Source organism: Pseudomonas sp. NPDC096925 (assembly GCF_044762545.1).
GTDB lineage: Bacteria > Pseudomonadota > Gammaproteobacteria > Pseudomonadales > Pseudomonadaceae > Aquipseudomonas.
This window is the reverse complement of the sequence record NZ_JBIWEM010000001.1, coordinates 830,071-854,250: the sequence shown is the minus strand read 5'-3', so window position 1 is coordinate 854,250 and position 24,180 is coordinate 830,071. Positions and strand designations below refer to the sequence as shown.

Genomic DNA, 24,180 nt, shown 5'->3' with positions numbered 1-24,180 from the left:
GGCCCAGATCACAACCTGAAATGCCCCACCATTCCCTTCAGGTCAGTCCCCAACTGCGCCAACTCGATACTCGACCGGGCATTGTCCTGCATCGCCAACGCCGCCTGATCGGCACTGCCGCGGATGTGCGTCACGCTGCGGCTGATCTCTTCCGCCACCGAGCTCTGCTGCTCGGCCGCCGCGGCAATCTGCTGGTTCATCTGCTGGATCAATGACACCGCCGCCGCAATGCTGCCCAGCGCGCTTTCGGTCTGCAGTGCATCGGCTACCGCCAGGCGCACCAGCTCGGTACTGCCGCGAATCTGCGCCACCGACTGCTGGGCATTACCGCGCAGGCTGGCCACCAAGGTCTCGATCTGCTCGGTAGACTGCCGGGTGCGCCGCGCCAACGCGCGCACCTCATCAGCTACCACGGCAAAGCCACGCCCTTGCTCACCGGCCCGGGCCGCTTCGATAGCGGCATTCAGCGCCAGCAGGTTGGTCTGTTCGGCCACACTCTTGATCACTTCCAGCACGTCGCCAATGGTGTGGATCTCGGCACTGAGGCTGTCGATACCGGCGCTGGCCGTCTCCGCCGCAGCCGCCAGTTGCTCGATGCGCTGCATGCTCTGGCGCACCACCTGCTGCCCGGAATCCACCTTCTCATCCGCAGCCTGGGCCGCCAGCGCCGCCTCTTCGGCATTGCGCGCCACATCGTGCACGGTGGCGGTCATCTGTTGCATGGCAGTCGCCACCTGTTCGGTCTCTTCCTTCTGGCTGCCCACCTCGCGGTTGGTCTGCTCGGTCACCGCCGATAGCGCCTGTGCATTACCGGCCAGTTGCTCGATGCCCTGCTGCAAACCGCTGACAATGCCCGACAAGCCCGCAGCCATCTGCTGCATGGCCTGCATCAGCTGCCCTACTTCGTCACGGCGTGGCGCCTGGGCGTCAAAGCTCAGCTCGCCAGCGGCAATGCGCTGGGCGCGGGCAATCACATGCTTGAGCGGCCCGACCACGGCGCGGGTGATCAGCCAGGCGGCCAGCACGCCCACCAGCAGCGCCAATGTCGTGGCCAGGCCGATGGCCACGGCATTGCGTTTCAGTTCACCCTGCAGGGCCTGCTCCTGCCCCAGGTAAGCCTGGTCGACCCGCCCGGTGACTTGCTCGGCACTGGCCTGCAACTGCGCCTTCAGCCCCTGCTCGCGGGCCAGTTGGTCAGTGTATTCGTTAAGTTTTTCCGAGAAACTGCCAATGTGCCCCGCTACCTCGCCCAGCACACTCTGGTAGCCGGCATCGCTGACGGCGCCCTGCAACTGGCTGACCAGGCTAGCGGCCTCGATGGTCTGGGCAATGCGTTCCTGGCTGACGCCCTCTTCGCCCTTGCGGCTTTTTTCCAGGCGTACCCGCGCTTCATCCATGGCCTGCAACATCAGCCGCGACACCTGCGCCACCTGCGCGGCCTGCTCGAGAAACGCGCCGCCCTGCTGGCCCTGGGACTGCTTGAGGGTGTACACGCCATCATCGGCCAGGCCGGCCTGCAACACATCGAGGTTGTTGGCCACGCTGGACACCGACCAGCTGGCCATGTCCAGCGCCAGCTCCTTGGCCTGCACCGCCTCGACAAAGGCCTCGAACGCCTGGCCATAGGCTGCCAGGTCGGCTTCCGCTGCCGCCAGCGCCGGCAGACCACGGGCGCGCTCGGCCAGACCCTGCAGTCCGCTGCGCAAGGCCTCGGCCTGCTGCATGTCGGAGCGCAGGGCAAAGGCCTGCTCGTGCTGGCGCAAGCGCAGCAGGTCGGTATTGAACTGGGCCAGCTGGCGCAGGCTGTCGAAGCGCTGGCCAACGCTGTGCAACGCAGCAATGCCAATGGCCGCCACCGCCAGGGTCAGCACCAGCACCAGGGCAAAGCCCAGGCCGAGTTTGCGGGCCATGCCCAGGTTGGCCAGCACACCGTGCTTGCTCGCGCCCATGCCGATTCCCCTTCTGCGTGCGAGGTTATCCCGAAGGCCAAGGGTGGCAACGTTGCCAGCCGATGAACAAGGGCCTGACGTCAGAATAGTGTCAAATAGCTATGAGCGTGTCGTTATCAGCTTGGCAGAGGTCGCCCTGCGTGCTGAAGGAAGGCCTGGGCGCGGGAGTCCTGCCCGTAGGCGACATTGATACGCAGCCAGGCACTGGCCGCGCCCTGGTAATCGAAGGCGCTGCCGGGGGTGAGCAGCACCTCGTGCTGCAGGGCCAAGCACTCCAGGCTGGCGAAATCCCGGCCCGGCACGCGGGCCCAGACGAACATGCCACCGTAAGGCTCGCAGAACACCTGCCAGCCCGCCTGTTCCAGCTGGCCGAGCAGCTTGGCCATATGCTGCCCCAGGCGTACGCGCAGGCGCTGCACGCTCTTGCGGTAGCTGCCGTTGGCCAGCATCTGCCCCACCACCTGCTCGGCAAAGCGCGAGGTGCCAATGCCGCTGACCATCTTCAACTCGGCCAGGCGCGCCAGCAACGCCGGGTCGGCAACCAGGTAGCCGACCCGCAGCGAGCTGCTGAGGGTTTTCGAGAAGCTGCCCATGTAGATCACCCGCTGTTCACTGTCGAGAGTTGCCAGGCGGGTGGCCGGGCCCTCCTGGAAGTCGGCGTAGATATCGTCCTCGATGATGCGCAGGTCGTGCTCGCGGGCCAGCTCCAGCAGGCGGTAGGCCACCTTGGGCGTCAGGCTGGTGCCGGTGGGGTTGTGGTACAGGCTGTTGATGAACAGGCAGCGCGGCCTGTGCGCGGCCAGCAGGGCTTCGAGGGTGGCCAGGTCCGGGCCTTCGGCGGTACGCGGCACCGGCAGCATGTGCACCTGGTGCTGGCGCAGCAGGTTGTACAGGTTGTAGTAGCCGGGGTTTTCCACCAGCACCGTGTCGCCCGGGCGCAGCAGGGTGCGCACCAGCAGGTCGAGGCCGTGGCTGGCGCCGTGGGTGGTGAGGATTCGTTCGGGGCCGGCGGCGATGCCCAGCTGCGCCAGGCGCTTGTGCAGCTGCTGGCGCAGGCTGGCCAGGCCCAGGGGTGGGCAATAGTCGAACAGGTCCTGCGGGTTGCCGCGACTGACCTGGCGCACTGCCTGGGCCAGTTCGGTGGCGGCGCGCCAACTGCTGGGCAACCAGCCGCAGCCCAGCTTGAGCAATTCGTCGTGGCCCTCGCGAAACTGCCGCCAGCTGCCGTCGCCGGCCTCGCCCCAGGGTTGGGCGTCTTCCACGGCCAGGCCGGGTTTGCGCTCGGCGACGAAAAAGCCGGTGCCGTGGCGGGCCTCCAGCCAGCCGCTGGCGACCAGGCGGTCGTAGGCTTCGATCACACATGACGCACTGACCGCCTGGCTGCGGGCCAAAGCCCGGATCGACGGCAGGCGCGCGCCGGGGCGCAGGCGTTGCTGGTCGATCCAGGTTTGCAGGTGGTCGGTGAGTTGCTGCACCAGCGGGGTGGTGCTGGTGCGGTCGAGGGGCAAGTGCATGGGGTAAGTGTTCGCTGGTTTTGAGCGAACAGTTAAGCATAAAAGGGTTGGCGGTGTGTCTGGTGAGGGGAATGGGCTGGCATCAGAGTTGGCAGGGCCGGCCCTTTCGCGGGCACGCCCGCTCCTACAGGTTTTGCGCAATCCCTGTGGGAGCGGGCGTGCCCGCGAAGAGGCCGGAACAGCCACCAGTAAACCAGGATCCCTACCCATGCCCTCCGCCCCAGCCCGCCTGGCCTTCGCCCTCTGCCTGATCACCCTGGCCGTCAACCTGCAGGCCCCGCTGTACATCACCTACGCCGACCTCTCCGGCCAGGGCGCCGCTGCCACCGCAGTGGCCTTCTCCGGCTACGTGCTCGGCGTACTACCCGTGCTGCTGGCTCTGGGCGGGCTGGCCGACCGGGTTGGGCGCCGGCCATTGGTGCTGGCCGCACTGGCCTTGTCGATGGTTGCCACCGTACTGATGCTGCTGGCCCCCAGCCTGCAAACCCTCGGCCTGGCGCGCCTGTTCCTCGGCCTGGGTACCGGCCTGGCCTCGGCCACAGCCACCGCCTACATGGGTGAACTGATGGGCGGCGCGGACAACACCCGCGCCGCCAACTGGGTTACCGCCAGTACCTCCCTGGGCTTTGGCCTGGGCGCGGCACTGACCAGCCTGTTCCTGCTGCGCGGCGCCAGCCTGACCCCAGGCAGCTTCCACCTGCAACTGCTGCTGGCAGCGCTGGCCATGCTGGTGGTATGGCGCCTGCCCGACCCACGCCCGGCACAACGCACCCCCATGCTGCGCCTGCCCTGCTACCCGCGTGGCAGTGTGGCCTATGGCATGGCCATTTTGCTGGCGTGGGCCTGCGTGGGGCTGGTGATCGCCCTGCTGCCCGGCATCCTGCGCCAGCATGGACTTAGCGCCTGGTCAGGGTTCTCGACCTTTTGCGTGATCAGCTGCGGCTTGTTGTTCCAGCCGATGGCGCGGCGCCTCAGCAGCCGTACGGCCACGCTGCTGGGGCTGGTAATACTGCCGTGCAGCTATGCCGTGCTGGCCTGGGGGGCGGACAGCGGCCAGCTGGGCGCGGTATTGCTGGGTGCCGTGGCGGCCAGCAGTGCGTGCTACGGGTTTATCTACCTGGGCGGGCTGGCGGCGGTGAACCAGTTGGCTGGCAACGAGAAGACACGGGCCAGTGCCGGGTTCTTTTTGCTGGCGTACCTGGGGTTCAGCCTGCCGGTGATCTTTACCGGGTTGCTGAGTGACCGGCTGGGGTCGCAGTTGGCCTTGCTGGTGTTTGGTGGGGTGCTGGTGCTGGGGTGTGTGGTGGTTGGGCTGGCATTGTGGTGGTCTGCCAGGGCCCCTTCGCGGGTAAACCCGCTCCTACAGGGGTATCACCAGCCCTGAGGCCAGCGGGCTACCTGTGGGAGCGGGTTTACCCGCGAAGAAGGCCACACCGATATCGGCTCAGATCGCCGTAGCCCCACCATCCACCGTCAGGCAATGCCCGGTGGTAAACGCCGCACCGTCGCTGCACAGGTACAGCACGGCGCTGGCAATCTCCTCGACCTTGCCAATGCGCCCCACCGGGTGCATGGCGGCGGCAAACTCGGCCTTGCGCGGGTCAGCCTGGTAGGCGCGGCGGAACATGTCGGTGTCGATCACCGCCGGGCACACCGCATTCACACGAATGCCCTTCTTGGCGTACTCGATGGCCGCCGACTTGGTCAGGCCGATCACCGCGTGCTTGGAGGCGCTGTAGATGCTCATCTTCGGCGCCGCCCCCAAGCCCGCCACCGAAGCGGTATTGACGATGGCCCCTCCGCCCTGGGCCAGCAGCAACGGCAGCTGGTACTTCATGCACAGCCACACCCCCTTCACGTTAACGCCCATGATGGCATCGAACTCCGCCTCGCTACCCTCGGCCAGGCGGCCTTGCTCTATCTCGATACCCGCGTTGTTGTAGGCATAGTCCAACCGGCCATAGGCGGCAATCAGGCGCTCGTGCAGCTGGCGCACATCAGCGTCGCGGGTGACGTCACAGGCAATGAACAGCGCCTCGCCGCCCGCCGCATGGATCAAGGCCACAGTGGCCTCGCCACCGGTCGGGTCGAGGTCGGCCACCACCACCCTCAGGCCCTCCTGGGCGAAAGCCAGGGCGGTTGCCCGGCCGATGCCGGCGGCACCGCCGGTGACCAGGGCTACCTGGCCGGAAAAGGTCATGCTCATCGCGTGCTCCAAAGCGTGATTGGTGGGGTTCAGAGCATAGTCAGCCACCAAGCGGCCAGGCAGCATCATCACCCCACCGGTTGGGCTACCATGCTTGTCAGTGATGTTAAGGACCTGCCTACATCAACAGGGTAGATTTAACGCATCCCCCTCCACTGCCCACAAGGACCCGCCATGACCCACACCAACCGTCGCTTCCTGCTCGCCAAACGCCCGGTCGGCGCCGTACGCCGTGACGACTTCAGCTTCGAGACCGTGCCCGCCGAACAACCCGGCGAAGGCCAGGTGCTGGTGCGCAACCTGTACCTGTCGCTGGACCCGGCCATGCGCGGCTGGATGAACGAAGGCAAGTCCTACATCCCACCCGTGGCCCTGGGCCAGGTGATGCGCGCGCTGGGCGTCGGCGAAGTGATTGCCTCCAACCACCCCTCCTACAAGCCGGGCGACCATGTTAGCGGCGCCCTTGGCGTGCAGGACTACTTCACGGGCGAAGCCCAGGGCCTGCACAAGATCGACCCCAGCCTTGCGCCCCTGCCCCGCTACCTGTCGGCGCTGGGCATGACCGGCATGACCGCCTACTTCGCCCTGCTGGACGTCGGCCAGCCCAAGGCCGGTGATACAGTGGTCATTTCCGGCGCGGCCGGCGCGGTGGGCAGCATTGTCGGGCAAATTGCCAAGATCAAAGGCTGCCGCGTGGTCGGTATCGCCGGCGGTGCCGAGAAGTGCCACTACCTGAAGGACGAACTGGGCTTTGACGGGGTGATCGACTACAAGGCCGAAGACGTGCTGGCCGGCCTGAAGCGCGAATGCCCCAAAGGCGTGGACGTGTACTTCGACAACGTCGGCGGCGACATCCTCGATGCCGTGCTGACCCGCATCAACTTCAAGGCACGCATCGTGATTTGCGGCGCAATCAGCCAGTACAACAACAAGGAAGCGGTGAAAGGCCCGGCCAACTACCTGTCGCTGCTGGTGAACCGTGCGCGCATGGAAGGCTTTGTGGTGATGGATTACGCCAAGGACTATGGCAAGGCCGCGCTGGAAATTGCCGGGTGGCTGGCCAGCGGGCAGGTGAAGAGCAAGGAGGATGTGGTGGAAGGGCTGGAGACCTTCCCTGAGTCCTTGCTGAAGCTGTTCAGGGGGGAGAATTTTGGCAAGTTGGTGTTGAAGGTCTAGAACGCAGCCCCTCTACAGGCCATGAAATCGCGTCGCAAACCCTTGTTGTGGCACTTTCGCCGCTTGCAGTTTTGCCCGCCGGACTTAAATTCAGGCATCCACAAGCACCCATTGCGCAAGGCAGCGAAAAGGTGGGCAACCGATGCAGCAACGTTTGAATGCCGGGCTGGACTTTTGCAGGATCGCCGCCTGCTTCATGGTGGTAGTTCTTCACATCGCGTCGGCAGGGGCGATACAACTGGATGACAACTGGATGTCGTCCAATATCTACAACTCGCTGGTCCGGTCTTGCGTGCCGCTATTCCTGATGTTGTCCGGCGCCCTGCTGTTGAATCGCTCGGAGGGTGCCATCAGGTTCTATCAGAAGCGATTCGTGCGCATACTGCCGCCGCTGCTGTTCTGGTCTGTGTTCTACGCGCTGTGGCGGGCCACAATGGGCGTCGGGCATGGCAGTGTGTGGCAAGCCGCACTGGCCATGCTCCAAGGCCCCGTCTACTACCACCTCTGGTACTTGTACGCGATCATCGGCGTCTACTTGATCATGCCGTTCATGGCCAAGGTCTACCAGCATTCCGGGCCACAGGAAAAGCGTGTTTTCCTGGGCATGTGGCTAGCAGTCAGTTGCCTGCTCCCCACCGTCGCGCAGTTCGCTCCAGCGTTGGCCAACCTGACCAATACCTATGAATTGTTTTCGTTCATGGGGTATGCGGGTTACGCATTTCTGGGGGCTTATGTATTCGAACACATTCGGCTGCATGGCCCTGGCAACGCCTGGGTAAACCTTGGCGGGTTCTTTATCAGCGGCGCCCTGACCGCCGCCGCCACCCACGCCATGTCGGTGCAGCAGGACGTGCCCAACCAGGTCTTCTATTCCTACGTGTCGCCGCTGGTGGTGCTGGCCGCCATCTGCGCGTTCCGCTTGCTGCTTGCGCTGGGCGGCCAGCTGGTACGGCACAGCAAGCTGCTAGCCGAGTTATCTGGCTGCACGCTGGGGCTGTACTGTTTGCACGTGTTCATCATGAACAGGGCCAGCATCGTCTATGGCCCGCTGATCGAAGGGCATTCACTGGCGTGGCTGATACCGCTGCTGGCGGTGGGGGTGTTCATGTTGACGCTGATACCGATTTACCTGATCAGGCTGATCAAGCCCGTGCGCGCCGTGATCTGACCAGCGAAGCCACGCTGTAGGTATTTTCCGAAGCTGAGCGATGGCTTCAGTTGCAGCTGAACACTTACAGGCCAACACAGTCCCTGTGGGAGCGGGCGTGCCCGCGAACACGGGCGAAGCCCGTGCCATCCACCGCAGCGTCTGCTTCGCGGGCGCGCCCGCTCCCACAGGTCCTGCGCTGGCCCATGAGGTTGGGCTCTTTTGTGGGAGCCGGCTTGCCGGCAATCACCGCCGAAGGCGGTGCCATTCGCGGAGCAGCCAAACAAAAAAGGCCAGCACTCTCATGCTGGCCTTTTCGATAACGCAGGCTACTTACCCACGAATTTCCGCCACCACCGCAGCCAGCGCCTGCGCCGGGTCGGCGGCCTGGCTGATCGGGCGGCCGATCACCAGGTAATCCGAACCCGCATCCAGTGCCTGGCGCGGGGTGAGGATACGGCGCTGGTCATCCTGCGCACTGCCCGCCGGGCGAATGCCCGGGGTCACCAGTTGCAGCGACGGGTGCGCCGCCTTCAGTGCCGGGGCCTCCAGCGCCGAGCACACCAAACCGTCCATGCCAGCCTTCTGGGCCAGCGCCGCCAGGCGCAGCACCTGCTCTTGGGGGGCGACATCCAGGCCGATACCGGCCAGGTCTTCACGCTCCATGCTGGTCAGCACGGTCACACCAATCAGCAACGGCTGCGGGCCGCTGCGCTTGGCCAGCTCCTCGCGGCAAGCCGCCATCATGCGCAGGCCACCGGAGCAGTGCACGTTCACCATCCACACACCCATTTCGGCCGCAGCCCTCACCGCCATGGCAGTGGTGTTGGGGATGTCGTGGAACTTGAGGTCCAGGAACACTTCGAAGCCCTTGTCGCACAGGGTTTCGACAATGCCCGAAGCGCTGCTGGTGAACAGCTCCTTGCCAACCTTCACCCGGCACAGCGCAGGGTCAAGCTGGTCAGCCAGCTTCAGGGCGGCCTCACGGGTAGGGAAATCCAGGGCGACGATCAGGGGCGTCTGGCAGGCGGACATGGGCAGGGTCTCTTGGCAAGTCGAAAACGGCGCGCATTGTAAACGAAGTGGCGCAGGCTTTGGGGCCCGCGGGTCACGGAATTGGCCCAACAGTGGCTGGCTCCTATAATTGAACCTACGGAACGGGCAATTGCTCAACACTTGTACAAGCGCTGCCCATCACCAGCAAAGGAGAACGAAAATGCCCTGGTATGCCTGGCTGATACTCATCATAGCCCTCGGCTCAATCGTCGGCGGGCTGATGCTGCTGCGCGACACGGCAAAAAAACTGCCACTGACCGAAGAACAGCTGCGCAAGGTGCACGAACGCAATGCCGAGGCGGATGCCAAGGATGCGCAAGACCGCTAAAAGGTCAAAGTAAAGGGTTTAAGAGCCACCTTTTAAGGCAATATTTTGACGCACCGCAAAGTAAAAAATAACTTATTGTTTTATTAGGTATTTATTGGGGTGCTTTGCGCCCCTTGTCGAAGGGCTGCAAAGCAGCCCCAGGTTCCAGAAGGCAACCCCAAACCGACAGGCTCACCCTCCTCGCCCATTTACTCCACCATCACCTTGTCCCGGTTACGCTCCAGCAACGCATTGCCAATGCCCTTGATCTCCAGCAGTTCATCCACCGAAGCAAACGGCCCATTGGCCTCCCGGTAAGCCACGATGGCCTCGGCCTTGGCCTTCCCTATGCCGTTCAATTCCTTCTGCAACGTCAGCGCATCGGCGGTGTTCAGGTCCAGCCGCTGCGGCTGCTGGGCCTGCTGCTGGCTTACCACCGGCACCGGCTCGGGCACCGCCGTGGCGCTGGCCGGGGCGGCGCTGAGGGAAAAGGACAGGCTGGCGAACAGCGGCAGCAGCAGGTACGACAGAACGTTGTTACGCATGGTGAACACTCCTTGGGTTGGTCATTTTCCAGCAGCCGTTTTCCTTCGACTGCGCAATCAACCCTAGCGGTTCTGCCATTTTGCAAACAGGCACTTGGCCCAGTTAATCGTTACCGGATCCGACATTAAAAAAAGCAACTTCGCCCACCCAAAAATGATGGCGTTACGCCATATTTCAGGTTAACTTCATGAAACAAAGGAGATGGCAATTCGCCGCCAGGTAAATTCCCGTTTAATCTAGGTTTCATTCAGACCAATCGCAGTTGTTTTTCCTACAAGCCTTGCCGGACAAGGCTCCCACCCGTTCGTCGTATGCCTCAGTCGAATTGACTTTCTTGGCATGATGCCTGAATAACATCAAACAATCGTTTTTTCTGATGCAACTTCCGAAAATAGGATCCAATTGATCGATGAATATGGGCAAATTCTGACGATCAGGGGAAAAAAACGTGCCAGACGGGATGTCATATTGATGACGAAGTGATAAATTTGCGGTCGTTGGACAACCGCTACGCTTGAAGGATCCGAGCCAAAATGAATTTTTCTTCACCGCCCTCCCCCCTCCTCGCTCGCTTTTGCGTGCGTAGCGCTACCCACGCCACCCCCCCGGCCGACTTGCGTAACACCCGCGTTTCGCACCCGTAGCACCCGATCCAACCGCCTTCACTCACACACAGAAGACCGTCGCCGTGTCCCTCAAGACCCTCACTGTATTTGGCACCCGCCCAGAGGCCATCAAAATGGCCCCCCTGGCCCTCAACCTTGCCCAGGACGACCGTTTCGAGTCGCGCGTCTGCGTAACTGGCCAGCACCGCCAGATGCTCGACCAGGTACTGGAGCTGTTCGAGATCACGCCCGACTACGACTTGAACATCATGAAGCCCGGCCAGGACCTGACCGACGTGACCACTGCCATCCTGCAGGGTCTGAAGCCTGTGCTGGCCGAGTTCAAGCCCGACGTGGTGCTGGTGCACGGGGACACCGCGACAACCCTGGCTACCAGCCTGGCCGCCTACTACCAGCAGATTCCAATCGCCCACGTGGAAGCCGGCCTGCGCACTGGCAACCTGTATTCGCCATGGCCGGAAGAAGGCAACCGCCGCCTGACCGGCGCACTGGCCGCCCTGCACTTCGCGCCCACCTCCACCTCGCAGGACAACCTGCTGCGTGAAGGCATCGACGCCGCGACCATCCATACCACCGGCAACACCGTGATCGACGCGCTGCTGGAAGTGGTCCGCAAGCTGGAAAGCCCCGCGCTGAAGAGCCAGTTCGAAGAACAGTTCAGCTTCCTGAACCCGGAGCGCCGCATGGTGCTGGTCACCGGCCATCGCCGCGAAAACTTTGGTGGCGGCTTCGAACGCATCTGCCAGGCACTGGTACAAACCGCGCGCCAATTTCCTGACGTGGACATCGTGTACCCGGTACACCTCAACCCGAACGTGCGCGAACCGGTCAACCGTCTGCTGGCCGACGTCAACAACATTCACCTGATCGAGCCGCTGGACTACCTGCCGTTCGTCTACCTGATGACCCGTTCCTACCTGATCCTGACCGACTCCGGCGGCATCCAGGAAGAAGCCCCTGCCCTGGGCAAACCGGTACTGGTCATGCGTGACACCACCGAGCGCCCGGAAGCCGTGGCCGCCGGCACCGTCAAACTGGTGGGTACCGATGTGGAATCGATCACCGAACACCTGGCGAAACTGCTCACCGACGATGCGACCTATCGCGAGATGAGCTTTGCCCACAATCCTTACGGCGATGGAAAAGCGTGCGCGCGAATCCTCGACGCACTCTCAGCCTTCTCTAACTCCAAGGACGCAGCATGAGCTTCAATAAAATTTCCGTCGTAGGCCTGGGCTATATCGGCCTGCCAACCGCCGCCGTTTTCGCCGCCCGCAAGAAGCATGTCATCGGCATCGACGTAAACAAGCATGCAGTCGACACCATCAACCGTGGTGAAATCCACATTGTCGAGCCTGAGCTGGACATGGTGGTACACGCTGCCGTAACCGAAGGCTTCCTGCGTGCCTCCACTGTTCCGGAAGCTGCCGACGCCTTCCTGATCGCCGTACCAACCCCGTTCATGGATGACCACCAGCCGGACCTGAGCTACATCGAGTCTGCCAGCAAGGCCATCGCGCCCGTTCTGAAGAAGGGTGACCTGGTCATCCTGGAATCCACCTCCCCGGTCGGCGCTACCGAGCAGATGGCCTTCTGGCTGGCCCAGGCCCGCCCGGACCTGAGCTTCCCGCAAACCCACGGCGAAGACTCCGACATCCGCGTTGCCCACTGCCCTGAGCGTGTACTGCCAGGCCACGTGCTGCGCGAGCTGGTGGAAAACGACCGCATCATCGGCGGCATGACCAACAAGTGCTCCGAAGCAGCCGTACGCCTGTACCGCACCTTCGTTGAAGGCGAGTGCATCGTCACCAACGCCCGCACCGCAGAAATGTGCAAGCTGACCGAAAACAGCTTCCGTGACGTAAACATTGCCTTCGCCAACGAACTGTCGATCATCTGCGACAAGCTCGACATCGATGTGTGGGAGCTGATTCGCCTGGCCAACCACCACCCGCGCGTCAACATCCTGCAACCAGGCCCAGGCGTCGGCGGCCACTGCATCGCCGTCGACCCATGGTTCATCGTCAGCCAGACCCCAGAGCAGGCGCGCCTGATCCGCACCGCCCGGGTGGTCAACGACAGCAAGCCCGAGTGGGTGATCGACAAGGTCAAGATGGCCCTGGCCAACTTCCTGATCAAGAACCCGGGCAAGTCGGCCCAACAAGTGAAAATTGCCTGCTACGGCCTGGCCTTCAAGGCCGATATCGACGACCTGCGCGAAAGCCCGGCCCTGAGCATCGCCGAGCGCCTGGGCAATGAGCTGGAAGCCACCCTGCAACTGGTCGAACCGAACATCGAAACCTTGCCGCAGCGCTTGGCGCGCCACGAGCACGTGGACTTCGACTACGCGCAGGATAGCGCCGACATCCACGTACTGCTGGTGAAACACCGCGAATTCCGCGGCACCTTCAAGGTACGTGAAGCAGCATTCGTGATCGACGCCGCTGGCGTTACCCAGGCTTGATGAACCCAACCGCATGAACAACCCCACGCTTGAGAAACCTACCGTGAACACAGAGCAGCCCTCACCTTTGGCCGATATTCATGACCGCGTGATGGAAGCCTATTACGGCAAGCTGGGGGATCAGTTCATGCGGGAAACGCAGTCCCGCATCCACTGGATCTGCGCCCAGGTCAAAGGGCGCCGGATCCTGGATGTTGGCTGCTCGCAGGGCATCGTGCCCCTGCTGCTGGCACGTGAAGGCTGCCTGGTCACCGGCGTGGACACCAGCCCGCAAGCCATCGAAGAGGCCAAGGGCTACCTGTCTGCCGAACCGGTCCACATCCAGCAGAACGTCACGTATATCAATTCAGACTTCCTCGCGCTGGATACGCTCGAGGTCGAACCGGACACCGTTGTCATCAGCGAAGTGCTCGAGCACCTGGTACGCCCGGAGCTGTTCATCGAAAAGGCCTACGACCTGCTCAAGCAGGGTGGCCGAGTGGTGATTACCGTGCCGTTCGGGGTCAATGACTTCATTGACCACAAGCACACGTTCTACCTGATGGAACCGTTCCGGCTGCTGGCCGAGCACTTGCAGATCATCGACGTGAAGATGCTCGGCAAGTGGCTGGGCATCGTTGCCGTGAAGAGCGAAACGCACAAGCCGGGTGCTATCGACTCGCTGTCCATTGAACGGGTTCGCGAGCTGGAAAGGGCGTTCGAATCGGTCGAACGCAGCTTGCGTGAAAATATCGCTGCGATGAACAAGCGCCTGGAAGAGGCGAACAAGAAATACCGCACTGCTACTGAGCAAATCACGCTGCTCAGGCCAGAAGCGCAAAAAGTTGAAGCGCTTTCCAGGCAGTTGCAAACGCGCGAAGCGGATATCGCAACGCTGCAAAAAACCAACCGAGAAATCCTCGAGGCCAAGGCACAGCGTGTCCAGGAGATTGAGGAGACCACGCAGCGGCTGGTGGAAGCCAACAAAAAGTACCGTGTAGCGACTGAGCAGTATGGTCAACTGGAGCAGAAGTTAGCGGCGGTTGAAGAGGCTCGCGCAAAAGACCTGGTTGATGCGCAGCGGCAACTCGATGACCTGCAGAATCAGCACGCCAAAACGCAAAAGCAATTGACTGAGGCAATTGACGAAATACGTAGCTCGGCAGAAAAGCAACAGGTTCAGGATGAGCAGCTCAAGGCAGTTACCAAGCAACTGTCTCAGACACGGGAAACCAATGATGGCCATATCGCCACCATCACCGATCTGCGCGCCTATCAGGCAGCATTGACAGCCGAACACGAAAGCCAGCTGCAACAAACGGCCGACCTACTGCTCGATGCCCAACAGAACAACGCAGAGCATATCGACGCGATCACCGCGTTGCGAGCACAACAGGCTGCATTGCAAGCCGAACTGGCAAGCCAGGTGCAGGCAATGAGCGACTATCAAGCTCAGGCTCAACGCGCAGAGGCGGCCCATCTGCAGAACATCGCAGAGTTGCAGGCACAGAAAACGGCACTGGAATCCGACCTCGAACGCCACTTGCAGGCGACAAGCGAGCTTCAGGCCCAGGCTGACCAAGCCAACGCTGCCCACCTCGAAACCATCGCAGGATTGCACGAACAGTTGGCGACGATGGGTATCGAGTTGCAAGACCAGATTGAGGCAACGACCCGCCTGCAATCCCAAAGCAAGCAGGATATTGCTGAGAAAGACAACACGATTACCACGCTGCGCATGCGCCAAGCGGAACTGGAAGCCGAACTTGAAAGCGAGTTGGAGTATATGAACGAATTGCAGGCCCAAACCCAACGGGCCGACGCTGCTCAGGCAGAGACCATTGCCCTGTTGAAGGCACGTCAAGCTGAACTGGAGGCTGAGCTGACCAAGCAGCGGCAAGCCATGAACGAGCTGCAGCTTCAAAGCCAGCTGGCCAATGCAACTCAGGCTGACACGGTCGCACTGCTGCAAAGCCGGCAAGCTGAACTGGAAGTTCAGTTGCAGCTTATGAATGACGTTCAGGCACAAAGCCAGCGTGAGCATGCCGCCCAGGCAAACTCCATCAATGCCTTGGTTGAACAACGTACCCAGTTGGAAGACCAGCTGCAAAAGCTAACCTTTGCCAATACTGAAGCTGCAGAAGCGCGGGCGGCCCTTACAGAGACCATTGCGTCGCTCAACCAGGCCAAAGAGATGCTGGAAGAGCAATTGATGCTTGAAAGCGCCAGCCGTCAGGCAGCCGAAGCCAGCCTCGCTGCTACTAATCAAGAATGGCAAGGTTTACGCCAGCAACTTGAAACCGAGCTCAACTCGTCCAAGGCAGGGTTGGGTGCGGCAAACATGAAGTACCGCGCCCTGACCGGCGAACAAATCCCACAGCTAAAGGCCAGCCTCAATCAGTTGCTTGAACGCAGTGCCGCTCAGCAGCGCAAGATCGACGAGCTCAATGAAAACCTCGGGCGCGCCAATACACAGCGCCACCTGGCAGAGCAGCGCCTGGTCAAAACCCGTGCGAGCATGACCTATCAGCTTGGCTACCAGATCAAGAACAGCGCCACTTCGCTGGGCGGCCTGGTCAAGCTGCCAGTGCGCCTGCTGCGCCTGTACCGCAAAGCCAGCCAGCAACGCCAGCAAAACGAGCAGAAGCTGCTGGCCAACGAACCGCGCAAGGCGCTACTGCCGCCGGCCCCGGTACAAGATGAAAACTACCTGAAGCTGCCGGCAGCCCTGCCAACCAGCGAGCAGAGCCGCACCACCCTGCTGCGTCAGGCGGACCAGCCTGTCAGCCGCCTGAAAGTGGCGTGCGTGATGGATGAGTTCACCTTCGGCTCCTATCGCTATGAATGTGACCTGATGCCGCTCACCCCAACCAACTGGAAAGCGGAAATCGAAGGCTTTGGCCCGGAATTGCTGTTCATCGAGTCCGCCTGGCGCGGCAAGGATGACCTATGGGGCAGCAAAGTCGGCCACAACGGCCAGGAGTTGCAGGACATTCTTGCCTGGTGCCGTCAGCACAAAGTTCCGACCGTATTCTGGAACAAGGAAGACCCGGTTCACTTCGAGACCTTCCTGACCACCGCCAAACAGTTCGACCACGTGTTCACCACCGATATCGACTGTATTCACCGCTATAAAGGAGCACTCGGTCACGACCGCGTCTACCTGCTGCCGTTCGCCTGCCAGCCTGCACTGCACAACCCGGTCGAGCTGTACGAACGCAAGGACGCCTTCTGCTTTGCCGGGGCCTACTACGTTCGTTACCCCGAGCGTACCCGCGACTTGGGCAACTTCGTCTGCGAGCTGCCGAAATTCCGCCCGCTGGAAATCTTCGACCGCAACTTCGGCAAGAACGATTCGAACTACCAGTTCCCAGAGGAATACCAGCCCTATATCGTCGGTACCCTGCCCTTCGAGAAGATTGACACGGCCTACAAGGGCTACCGCTATGCGATCAACCTGAACTCAATCAAGCAATCGCAATCGATGTTTGCCCGGCGCGTCTTCGAATTGCTCGGCTGCAACACCCTGACCGTGAGCAACTTCTCGCGCGGTGTACGCCTGCTGTTCGGCGACCTGGTCGTTACCACCGACAACGGCGAGGAAATGCTGCGCCGCCTGCAATTGTTGGCCGAAGACCCGCTGAACAGTGACAAGCTGCGGCTGGCAGCCCTGCGCAAAGTGATGCAGGAGCACACCTACACCCAGCGCCTGGAATATGTAATGAGCAAGGTCACCGGCACCCCGAGGGCCCAGCGCCTCCCGGAAATCGTAGTGATCGGTGAAGCCCAGGACCGCGAACAGTTCGACACGTTGCGCGCCCACCTGAACCGCCAGACCTATAGCCAGGTGCGTATGGTCATCATCAGCGATGCCTACCAGAGCAGTATCGTCAGCGATGATCCACGCATCTTGGTGCTCAAGCCAGCGCAGTTGAAAAAGACCTCGCTGGGCGAGCTGGTTGGCAATACACCATGGGTCGCGGCCTTTGTGCCTGGCGACTACTATGGCCCGAACTATCTGCTCGACCTGGCGCTGGCTACCCGCTACAGCCGCGCCCAGGTAGTCGGTAAAGCGGCCCACTTCACCTGCAAGGGCCACAATGCCGAACTGCAGTGGAACGAACAGGCCTATCGTCCGACCCAGACGCTGAGCGCCCGTCGTTCATTGGTTGCTACCGAAATCGTTTCCGGACAGCCGCTGCGCAATTGGCTTAAGAACCTGCCGTCGCTGCAGTACACCCATGCTCAAGGCCTGGCCATCGACCCGTTCAACTATTGCGAGAACGGCGCTGCACAGCATGAAAACATTAGCGCCAAGGTCGACGACCTCGAGCTGAACCTCGGCATGACCATCGACCAGTTGCAAGCACGCGCGGAGTCCATTGCCCCGCTGCAGATCAGCCACGACGCACCGGAGATCACCGGGCGCGGTTTGGCCGATATGTTTGGCGTCATCCGCAACAAGTTCGTTGACCTGGCCGTCGACGGCGATACCTGGCGCGTGCACTCAAAGCTCGCCGATGGCAAGCATGAATATATCTATGCCCAGCAGGAAGTCCGTGTGGATGAGTTGGGCTGCGAAGATGGCCGTCTTAAGCTGTTCGTTGACTGCACCCCTGGCCTGAACCTGCAGCTGGTCGTGCTGTTCCTGGATGCCGACAAGCAACGTATCAGTCATGTAATGCAGTATGCCAATCGCAACCAGACTGCCGACATTCCACCGGAGGCCGTCTACATTCGCTTCGGTCTGCGCGCCTATGCTGCCGGCAGCACAGAACTGAAGGCACTGGTCTTGGGGCACCGCAACCTGCAGCCATCTGAAATGATGGGCCGCGGCGAGCACTTGCTACTGACCAACCATTACCCGACCTACGCCGACCTGTACCGCAACAAGTTCGTGCACACTCGGGTCACGGCCTATCAGGAACGTGGGGTCAACGTAGACGTATTCCGGCTTCGACCGAACGAAACGGTCAGCTACCACGAGTTCCAGAACGTCGACGTGGTTACCGGCTGCACTTCGACCTTGACAAAGATGCTCGAGAAAAATCGCTACAAGTCGATCCTCGTGCACTTCCTTGATGAGCAGATGTGGAGCGCACTTCGTCCGTTCCTGAATAGCACGCGCATCACTGTCTGGGTACATGGTGCAGATATCCAGCCTTGGTGGCGTCGTGAGTTCAACTTCACCACCGAGGAGCAATTGCGCCTGGGCAAGCTCGCCAGCGAAAAACGCATGACGTTCTGGCGCGAACTGCTACAACCGATGCACTCGAACCTGAAACTGGTGTTCGTATCGCGCTACTTCGCGGAAGAAGTGATGGAAGACCTTGGATTCCGCCTACCGGAAGACCAGTTCGAGATCATTCATAACCCGATCAACACCGACTTGTTCGACCATCGCGAGAAGTCGGTCGAGCAACGCAAGAAAGTGCTGTCCATTCGTCCATATACCTCGAAGACCTATGCCAACGACCTGACCGTGAAAGCGATACAAAGCCTCGCGGGCAAATCCTGGTTCAACGACATGGAGTTCTGCCTGATCGGTGACGGCCCACTGTTTGAGGAAACCCTGGAACCGCTGCGCAAGTTCAGCAACGTCAAGATCCAGCAGGGCTTCCTCAACCACACGGAAATTGCCGATACGCACAAGGACTACGGCATCTTCCTTTGCCCGAGCCGCATGGACACCCAGGGGGTATCCCGCGACGAAGCCATGTCGTCAGGCCTGGTGCCGGTCACTACGGCTGTAGCCGCCGTTCCCGAGTTTGTCGACAACACCTCCGGCTACGTGGTCGAACCAGAAAACTACGAGCAACTGGCTCAAGCGATTGAGGAGATGTACCTCAATGGCAATACCTTCGTGGAAAAATCCAAGGCTGCGGCCAATCGAGTTCGCGGGCAAAGCGCCAGCTACAAGATGGCAGAGCGGGAAATCGCAGTGATTCAGAACCATTGAAGATATGTTGAAATCCGCTTTGAAGCACTTTGTTTTCACCAATTTTGGTATCGGCATCAAGGATGAACTGTGGCTGTCCTACAGGCTGGAGATCTTTGCCAACACCGTTCTCCCATCCTTGGCCAACCAAAGTAATCAAGGCTTCGAGTGGATCATCTTCATTGATGAAGCATTACCGGTCCTGCACCGCACGCGCCTTGAGCAGTTGCTGCGCGACACCGACCTGAATGCTCGCACGCTTCAGGTCAGCGACTACAGCATGGTCAGCCGCGAAGTCATGCTTCTGCTCAAGGGGGTCAATGCGGCGACACTGGTCACGTCACGCATTGACGACGATGACTGTATCCATGAAAGCGTCATCGACCTGATTCAGTCCGAGGCCACCTCCGAGCACAATATCTCGGAGGTGTTATTGATCTCGCTGAAGAATGGCCTGGAATTTCTGCCTTCGGACCAATGCTATCGCCCAGTGGATTACGACACGCTGGCTCTGGCGCTGACGATGGTCGACAAAACCAGTGGCCCCAAGACACATGCGATTACCCAGTATGCGCATCATCTTGTCGTCACCACCCTGGAGCAGCAGCAGATCCCTGCCGAGCACATTCACCTCAAACGTGAAGAGCCACTGTACCTCTATACCAAGCATCCACTTAGCGATTCCTATTTCTTTGGCGCTCGGGCGCGCATACTTGGCACCCCCGAAAGCGTCAAAGGTTTCGACCCAGCCCTGTTTGCACGGTTTGGCCTGCAACAACCACGGCTCGACTACCTGAGCCAACTACTCAGGCAATCGCCGCTGGGCATGCCTCACAAGTACCTAGAGAAACTCAACAACGTACGCCAACAACTCAAGGCTGAGCAGAAGAACATTGACGGCCCCGATACAGAGGTGGTGAACAGCCTCTTGTCACAGAAGGCCAGGCTTGAAATAAAGGCATCGCGGCCGAACCCCGTCAAAACGGGGTCAGGCAAGATACGCGTCGCAATTCTTGGCTCAAGCGCTTCCCATAATCTGTTCAAGTTCCAGAAAAAGACGCTGGAGCGCTTTGAGGTGTGTTTCTACATGTCTCAATCGTCGGTGATTTCCTACATGGCGCCGCCATGTCTCGATGCACGGTTCAGCGTTGAAACAGAAGGCGCAGAGGCCAAGCGCGTTAAGTGGGATGCTTCGAAAGAGCATTGGCAACAGCTCGAACTATCTCGCCCCGACATCGTCATTGTGGACTTCTTTGACGAGAGCATTGGCATTGCCACATTTGGGACCTCGATCGTGACGGCCAGCCCGATGATGCTCAAGACGTTGGCTAAATGCGGTATCGAATACACCGTGCAGGCCCCTTGGAGTGAACAGGCAAAGCAGCTGCGCGCCTGGGCCCTGCCCATGTTCCTGGATCGCGTGGCCAGCCTGTGCCCGAACATTTTTGTGCATCAGGCCAACTGGGCGAGCCAGTACAAGAGCAAAGAGGTCGTTGCCAGCTTCGCTGGCAGCACATTCCAGGGCCTGATCGATCTGAACAATGCAATCATCGACCCGATGCTGGACAGTCTGGAAGACTCGACAGTCCCGGTAGAGCGAATTGGTGGCAAGGATGCCGGGCTGATAGCCGGTGGCGCCCCGCGTTGGGCCTATTGCCCCTATCACTATGACAGTTCGTATTACAGAACCATTGCCAAACAAGCCTTAGCGAAGATGGTGCAATACGTCTCGAAAAACGAGCACAAGTGGGCATTCTGCCCCTATTACTACCATGGCACCTACTACAGCACCGTTGCCAGGCAGTTGCTGGCACGGATCATCAATTGAAGTGACCACACCATGAAGCCATACGTTTTCATTATCGCGCTGCTGGCAATGCTGACCGGTTGCGAACAGCCACCTGCAGCCGATGTAATTACAGATGTAAAGCCTGCCAATGCCCTGCATCTGAGTGACTCCACTTACGTGCTACTCAGAGGGACGCATCAGAAATCGCACAGGAAACCCAACAATGCGGGCTTCCTGAGCATGCATGAATTCGTTTACTCCGGTGTGGATAAAATAGCCGAAAATGACGTATACGCGGTACTGAAAGCCAATGGCTACACCCGCAAGATCATCGTCAATGACGCCAATCAGTTCAAGGTACAGTATTACAAAAAGTCTGTACCTCCGATTGGCGCAATTTTCACCACACAAAACAAGGATGACGGTTACGAAACTCTCGCCAGTATTTATTGGCAGGAAAAGTGATGGAAACAAGCACGAAATTTGCACATACGCTTGCGGTTTGATATGAAACTTCAACAGCAGATCAAAGCGACTACCGGTTGGTGCATTTCCCTGGGCGTAAAATTCGTCCGGGTTGTACCCATTATTACGCTTTTGGTCCAAATCAGCACTTTAGCGAGCCAGATATTTCTTCTCTTGGCGTTCTTCCTGCCACTCAAAGTCATCATTCTGCTGGGCTCGGAAAGAATACCTGCCTATTTCCCGTCCGTTTTGCATACGCTTGAAAAGGATCATCTGATCTATTCACTGACCGCAGCGGCAGCGCTTTGCTACATCGCCTACCTGTTATCAGAACTGGCCAGCGCGCTGCTTTGTCGCAACGGCACGCAAAAGCTTCTGGCACGCACTTCGAAGCTGAACCTGTTCGAGAATCAGGAAAAGATTGCCACCAATGCTTACTCGCGCTTCAATCGTGCCATGGCCGGCGCAGCTTTCTTCAGCCTGAGCGCGCTCGCATTATTGTATGTGTACCCAAGCTTGCTGCTCGCGATTCTTGTTTACCTGGTCATTGCCAGCAGCGTTAGCGTCCTGGCCTACAACCACATCAGAAGAGTCCGCGAAAGCTTTCATCATCATTACGGCCCGATTCTCAACGCCCTGGCCGCAACCGGCTTTCTCCTGAGCTTTTTCTTCCTGGTTACCGACTTCCTATATTACCAGCACAGCAAGATTTTCAATGCAGTGATTGCCGTGCTGATTATGCGCCAAGGGCTGCAGAGGCTGTCCAGCATGATCCTGGACGTGATCGGCCTGCGTATTCAGCATCGACAAGTCAACGCATTGTTCTATCAATCCCAGCCTCTTATCGAGCTTCGACCTCAGAGTAACGGCCTGGAATACATTCTGGATGCCGAGAACAGGGAAAAGTGGGTCAAGGCACTGCTTGATAAACTGGGCCTAGAAGCAGCCGACGGCTACAAGATGCATTGGCACCAGGTCGGCTTTGCCGATATTTACGCGTTCACCCTGCAACTGGAACAGCAGGACGACACCGGTACACTGCTGGTCAAAGTATTTGGCAGCAACATTTCGTCTTCCGCCTTGCAGGAGCGCACGCTGCTGACTACGCAACATGGCCTTCCAGACCTGCCATTCGTTGGTCACTATCGAGTGAACGACATTGACTGCCATGTCTACAAGTTTGACGGCGCTGAAAAGCTGATCGGCGGCCGGAAAATTGGCGAAGGCATTCTTGCGATCGCACGAAAACTGCTGCTGCTCGAGCCCTCTGCAGAGCTGATCACGCAGTTTACGCGTACACGCCTGTACCTTGAGCAGCGCCTGGATGAAACCACAATCAACGCGTTGCGCCTGGCCTGCATCAACGAGGAGGACACAAGTAATGTCGATAATATCATCGACAACTTGCCTGCCATCAACGGCTATCTCGCCACGCTTCCCCGCCAGATCGTACCGCTGGACATCACCAACAACACGCTTCTGGCTTCACCTGCTACCGGCTTTGTGCTCAGCCACTGGAGCAATTGGCGAATCGAAGCAATTGGCTGCAGCTGGCCTGTTGCCCAGAAGGATGCACTGTTTGAAACACTGCGCAGCGCAGATCAACGCCAGGCGCTGGCGTCGATCGACCCTCATAAAGTGTGGTTGGCCGCACTGATGTACATGCTGGAAAGACATATCGTGCGAAAAGACTATTCGGCGGCCCTTGCATTGACACCCGACATCGTTAATTGCATTGAAATTTTTGATACACCTGCAGCTGCAGAGGTGGCGACGCAATGACAAAAGTCTCAATGATCGTCTGGAATGAGTTCCTGAATGACGCGCGCGTAATGAAGGAAGCGCAAACGCTGCAACGTGCAGGCTACAAGGTGAGGGTGTTTGCGCTACATACGCCAGGCGTTACCCAGGAGCACACTGTACTGCAGGACGGCATTGAAGTTGTGCGCGTAGCCCGGTCCCCCCTGTGGAAACTGCGAAAGAAAAATATACCGGTTACCGCCAAGGCCACTGTCGAGGCAGCCAAACCTGCCTCGATCAAACCCAGCCTCAAGATGCTGGTATTCAGAGCCATCGCGCGCGGCTGGACCCACTTTGCCCTGCTACTCAAGATGCTTGAGTACCGTGCTCCGGTGGTTCATTCACATGATGTAAATACCCTGCCGACCGCCTGGCTGGCTGCAAAACTGTCGCGAGCCAAGCTGGTATATGACGCACATGAAATAAGTACCAGCCGCGAAGGTTACAAGAGCTTGAGAAAAGTGGTGGGGTTCGTCGAAAAATGGCTGATGCCGTCTGCCAATGGCACCATCACCACCACCGACGCACGCGCCAAATACTTCGCCAGAGCCTACGGCGTGGAGCGGCCACTGGTACTGCAAAACCGCCCAAGACTTGTCGAGAGCCCGCGCTCCAACAAGATCAGGGATGAACTGGGACTGCTTGAACCATGGCCGATCGTGGTGTACCAGGGTGGCTTGCAACAAGGGCGTGGTCTGGAAAAGCTGATCCGCTGCGCACAGCATGTGCCTGATTGCTTCTTCGTGTTGATAGGCGGTGGCAGGCTGGCTCAGCCGCTCATGGCATTGGCACATGAACTGAATATTCAACATAAAGTTCACTTCATACCGACAGTGGCATTGGCAGAATTGCCGGCCTATACAGCATCCGCCGACATTGGTGTACAGCCAATCGAGAACACCTGCCTAAATCATTACACGACGGATTCAAACAAGCTCTTCGAATATGTGATCGCCGGGTTGCCGGTGGTGGCCACTGACTTTCCAGAAATCCGTAAAATTGTCAGAGCCAATGAAATCGGTTTGCTGGTACCTGGGAATGACGAGCGGGCGTTAAGCGACACCCTAATCAAGTTGCTTGGCGATTGCGAGCTTCGTGAACGCTTTGCACACAATGCAAAAAATACCGCACGGAATTTGAATTGGGAAACACAGGAAAAGAGCCTAATCGATCTTTATGAACGGGTGTTGTTTGCCCCGATTCAAGCAAGGTAACCGG

16 protein-coding genes and 1 pseudogene are annotated in these 24,180 nt (G+C 59.6%); 11 read left to right on the top strand and 6 right to left on the bottom strand.

The window, feature by feature from the left end; genetic code table 11:
• Positions 1 to 8 precede the first annotated feature (8 nt).
• The 3 genes and pseudogenes from ACIQYU_RS04145 to ACIQYU_RS04135 all read right to left on the bottom strand — a co-directional run bounded on the left by ACIQYU_RS04145 (position 9) and on the right by ACIQYU_RS04135 (position 3,463).
• Positions 9 to 872, bottom strand: a complete 864-nt coding sequence (locus tag ACIQYU_RS04145; protein WP_402798533.1) for a methyl-accepting chemotaxis protein — start codon at positions 870 to 872, stop codon at positions 9 to 11.
• Positions 870 to 1,397, bottom strand: a pseudogene (locus tag ACIQYU_RS04140) (HAMP domain-containing protein); the annotation flags it as partial. The gene ACIQYU_RS04145 and the pseudogene ACIQYU_RS04140, both read right to left, overlap by 3 nt.
• 668 nt (positions 1,398 to 2,065) lie before the next feature.
• A complete protein-coding gene (locus ACIQYU_RS04135) occupies positions 2,066 to 3,463 on the bottom strand; it encodes a PLP-dependent aminotransferase family protein (protein WP_402798343.1) in 1,398 nt (465 codons plus the stop codon).
• Positions 3,464 to 3,671: 208 nt separating this feature from the next.
• On the opposite strand from ACIQYU_RS04135, the gene ACIQYU_RS04130 reads away from it, so the two are divergent.
• Positions 3,672 to 4,847, top strand: coding sequence for an MFS transporter (locus ACIQYU_RS04130; protein WP_402798341.1), 1,176 nt, complete (start codon positions 3,672 to 3,674; stop codon positions 4,845 to 4,847).
• A 60-nt stretch (positions 4,848 to 4,907) separates the two neighbouring features.
• On the opposite strand, the gene ACIQYU_RS04125 is transcribed toward ACIQYU_RS04130, so the two are convergent.
• Positions 4,908 to 5,669, bottom strand: a complete 762-nt coding sequence (locus ACIQYU_RS04125; protein ID WP_207832329.1) for an SDR family oxidoreductase — start codon at positions 5,667 to 5,669, stop codon at positions 4,908 to 4,910.
• A gap of 174 nt (positions 5,670 to 5,843) precedes the next feature.
• Here ACIQYU_RS04125 and ACIQYU_RS04120 point away from each other — a divergent pair, with 174 nt between their 5' ends.
• Positions 5,844 to 6,845 (top strand): NADP-dependent oxidoreductase, encoded by a 1,002-nt coding sequence (locus ACIQYU_RS04120; protein ID WP_402798339.1) that lies wholly within the window; start codon positions 5,844 to 5,846, stop codon positions 6,843 to 6,845.
• 142 nt (positions 6,846 to 6,987) lie between these two features.
• The gene (locus tag ACIQYU_RS04115) at positions 6,988 to 8,013 is read left to right on the top strand and encodes an acyltransferase (protein WP_233687187.1); all 1,026 of its coding nucleotides are present in this window, start codon (positions 6,988 to 6,990) and stop codon (positions 8,011 to 8,013) included.
• A gap of 312 nt (positions 8,014 to 8,325) precedes the next feature.
• Here ACIQYU_RS04115 and pyrF read toward each other — a convergent pair whose 3' ends face one another.
• A complete protein-coding gene (pyrF, locus tag ACIQYU_RS04110; RefSeq protein WP_233687188.1) occupies positions 8,326 to 9,027 on the bottom strand; it encodes an orotidine-5'-phosphate decarboxylase in 702 nt (233 codons plus the stop codon).
• A 181-nt stretch (positions 9,028 to 9,208) separates the two neighbouring features.
• Here pyrF and ACIQYU_RS04105 point away from each other — a divergent pair, with 181 nt between their 5' ends.
• Complete coding sequence (locus ACIQYU_RS04105; protein ID WP_010952850.1) at positions 9,209 to 9,376, top strand: DUF2897 family protein; 168 nt, start codon at positions 9,209 to 9,211, stop codon at positions 9,374 to 9,376.
• Positions 9,377 to 9,564: 188 nt separating this feature from the next.
• Here the strand turns inward: ACIQYU_RS04105 and ACIQYU_RS04100 are convergent, their stop codons facing one another.
• Positions 9,565 to 9,900 carry a ComEA family DNA-binding protein gene (locus ACIQYU_RS04100; RefSeq protein ID WP_085590160.1) on the bottom strand — a complete coding sequence of 112 codons (336 nt, stop codon included), beginning with the start codon at positions 9,898 to 9,900 and terminating at the stop codon, positions 9,565 to 9,567.
• A 689-nt stretch (positions 9,901 to 10,589) separates the two neighbouring features.
• On the opposite strand from ACIQYU_RS04100, the gene wecB reads away from it, so the two are divergent.
• From wecB to ACIQYU_RS04065, 7 genes are read left to right on the top strand one after another with little or no spacing between them, the layout of a single operon-like run.
• Positions 10,590 to 11,732, top strand: coding sequence for a non-hydrolyzing UDP-N-acetylglucosamine 2-epimerase (gene wecB / locus ACIQYU_RS04095; protein WP_325176030.1), 1,143 nt, complete (start codon positions 10,590 to 10,592; stop codon positions 11,730 to 11,732).
• Positions 11,729 to 12,991, top strand: a complete 1,263-nt coding sequence (gene wecC, locus ACIQYU_RS04090; RefSeq protein ID WP_233687190.1) for a UDP-N-acetyl-D-mannosamine dehydrogenase — start codon at positions 11,729 to 11,731, stop codon at positions 12,989 to 12,991. The genes wecB and wecC overlap by 4 nt, the downstream gene beginning before the upstream one ends.
• Before the next feature lie 13 nt (positions 12,992 to 13,004).
• Positions 13,005 to 18,929, top strand: a complete 5,925-nt coding sequence (locus ACIQYU_RS04085) for a glycosyltransferase (RefSeq protein ID WP_233687191.1) — start codon at positions 13,005 to 13,007, stop codon at positions 18,927 to 18,929.
• A gap of 4 nt (positions 18,930 to 18,933) precedes the next feature.
• Positions 18,934 to 20,736, top strand: a complete 1,803-nt coding sequence (locus tag ACIQYU_RS04080; RefSeq protein WP_233687192.1) for a DUF6270 domain-containing protein — start codon at positions 18,934 to 18,936, stop codon at positions 20,734 to 20,736.
• A gap of 12 nt (positions 20,737 to 20,748) precedes the next feature.
• Complete coding sequence (locus tag ACIQYU_RS04075; protein ID WP_233687193.1) at positions 20,749 to 21,162, top strand: hypothetical protein; 414 nt, start codon at positions 20,749 to 20,751, stop codon at positions 21,160 to 21,162.
• Between the two features lie 42 nt (positions 21,163 to 21,204).
• Positions 21,205 to 22,944 (top strand): hypothetical protein, encoded by a 1,740-nt coding sequence (locus ACIQYU_RS04070; protein WP_233687194.1) that lies wholly within the window; start codon positions 21,205 to 21,207, stop codon positions 22,942 to 22,944.
• Positions 22,941 to 24,176, top strand: coding sequence for a glycosyltransferase family 4 protein (locus ACIQYU_RS04065; protein ID WP_233687195.1), 1,236 nt, complete (start codon positions 22,941 to 22,943; stop codon positions 24,174 to 24,176). The genes ACIQYU_RS04070 and ACIQYU_RS04065 overlap by 4 nt, the downstream gene beginning before the upstream one ends.
• Positions 24,177 to 24,180: the final 4 nt, after the last annotated feature.

Bases quoted from the DNA above. Each gene is read 5' to 3' on its own strand.
- ACIQYU_RS04120 (WP_402798339.1), top strand. From the start codon at position 5,844: ATGACCCACACCAACCGTCGCTTCCTGCTCGCCAAACGCCCGGTCGGC.
- ACIQYU_RS04070 (WP_233687194.1), top strand. From the start codon at position 21,205: ATGAAACTTCAACAGCAGATCAAAGCGACTACCGGTTGGTGCATTTCC.
- ACIQYU_RS04125 (WP_207832329.1), bottom strand. From the start codon at position 5,669: ATGAGCATGACCTTTTCCGGCCAGGTAGCCCTGGTCACCGGCGGTGCC.
- ACIQYU_RS04075 (WP_233687193.1), top strand. From the start codon at position 20,749: ATGAAGCCATACGTTTTCATTATCGCGCTGCTGGCAATGCTGACCGGT.
- ACIQYU_RS04085 (WP_233687191.1), top strand. From the start codon at position 13,005: ATGAACAACCCCACGCTTGAGAAACCTACCGTGAACACAGAGCAGCCC.
- ACIQYU_RS04065 (WP_233687195.1), top strand. From the start codon at position 22,941: ATGACAAAAGTCTCAATGATCGTCTGGAATGAGTTCCTGAATGACGCG.
- ACIQYU_RS04105 (WP_010952850.1), top strand. From the start codon at position 9,209: ATGCCCTGGTATGCCTGGCTGATACTCATCATAGCCCTCGGCTCAATC.
- ACIQYU_RS04135 (WP_402798343.1), bottom strand. From the start codon at position 3,463: ATGCACTTGCCCCTCGACCGCACCAGCACCACCCCGCTGGTGCAGCAA.
- ACIQYU_RS04115 (WP_233687187.1), top strand. From the start codon at position 6,988: ATGCAGCAACGTTTGAATGCCGGGCTGGACTTTTGCAGGATCGCCGCC.
- wecC (WP_233687190.1), top strand. From the start codon at position 11,729: ATGAGCTTCAATAAAATTTCCGTCGTAGGCCTGGGCTATATCGGCCTG.
- pyrF (WP_233687188.1), bottom strand. From the start codon at position 9,027: ATGTCCGCCTGCCAGACGCCCCTGATCGTCGCCCTGGATTTCCCTACC.
- ACIQYU_RS04130 (WP_402798341.1), top strand. From the start codon at position 3,672: ATGCCCTCCGCCCCAGCCCGCCTGGCCTTCGCCCTCTGCCTGATCACC.
- ACIQYU_RS04080 (WP_233687192.1), top strand. From the start codon at position 18,934: ATGTTGAAATCCGCTTTGAAGCACTTTGTTTTCACCAATTTTGGTATC.
- ACIQYU_RS04100 (WP_085590160.1), bottom strand. From the start codon at position 9,900: ATGCGTAACAACGTTCTGTCGTACCTGCTGCTGCCGCTGTTCGCCAGC.
- ACIQYU_RS04145 (WP_402798533.1), bottom strand. From the start codon at position 872: ATGGCTGCGGGCTTGTCGGGCATTGTCAGCGGTTTGCAGCAGGGCATC.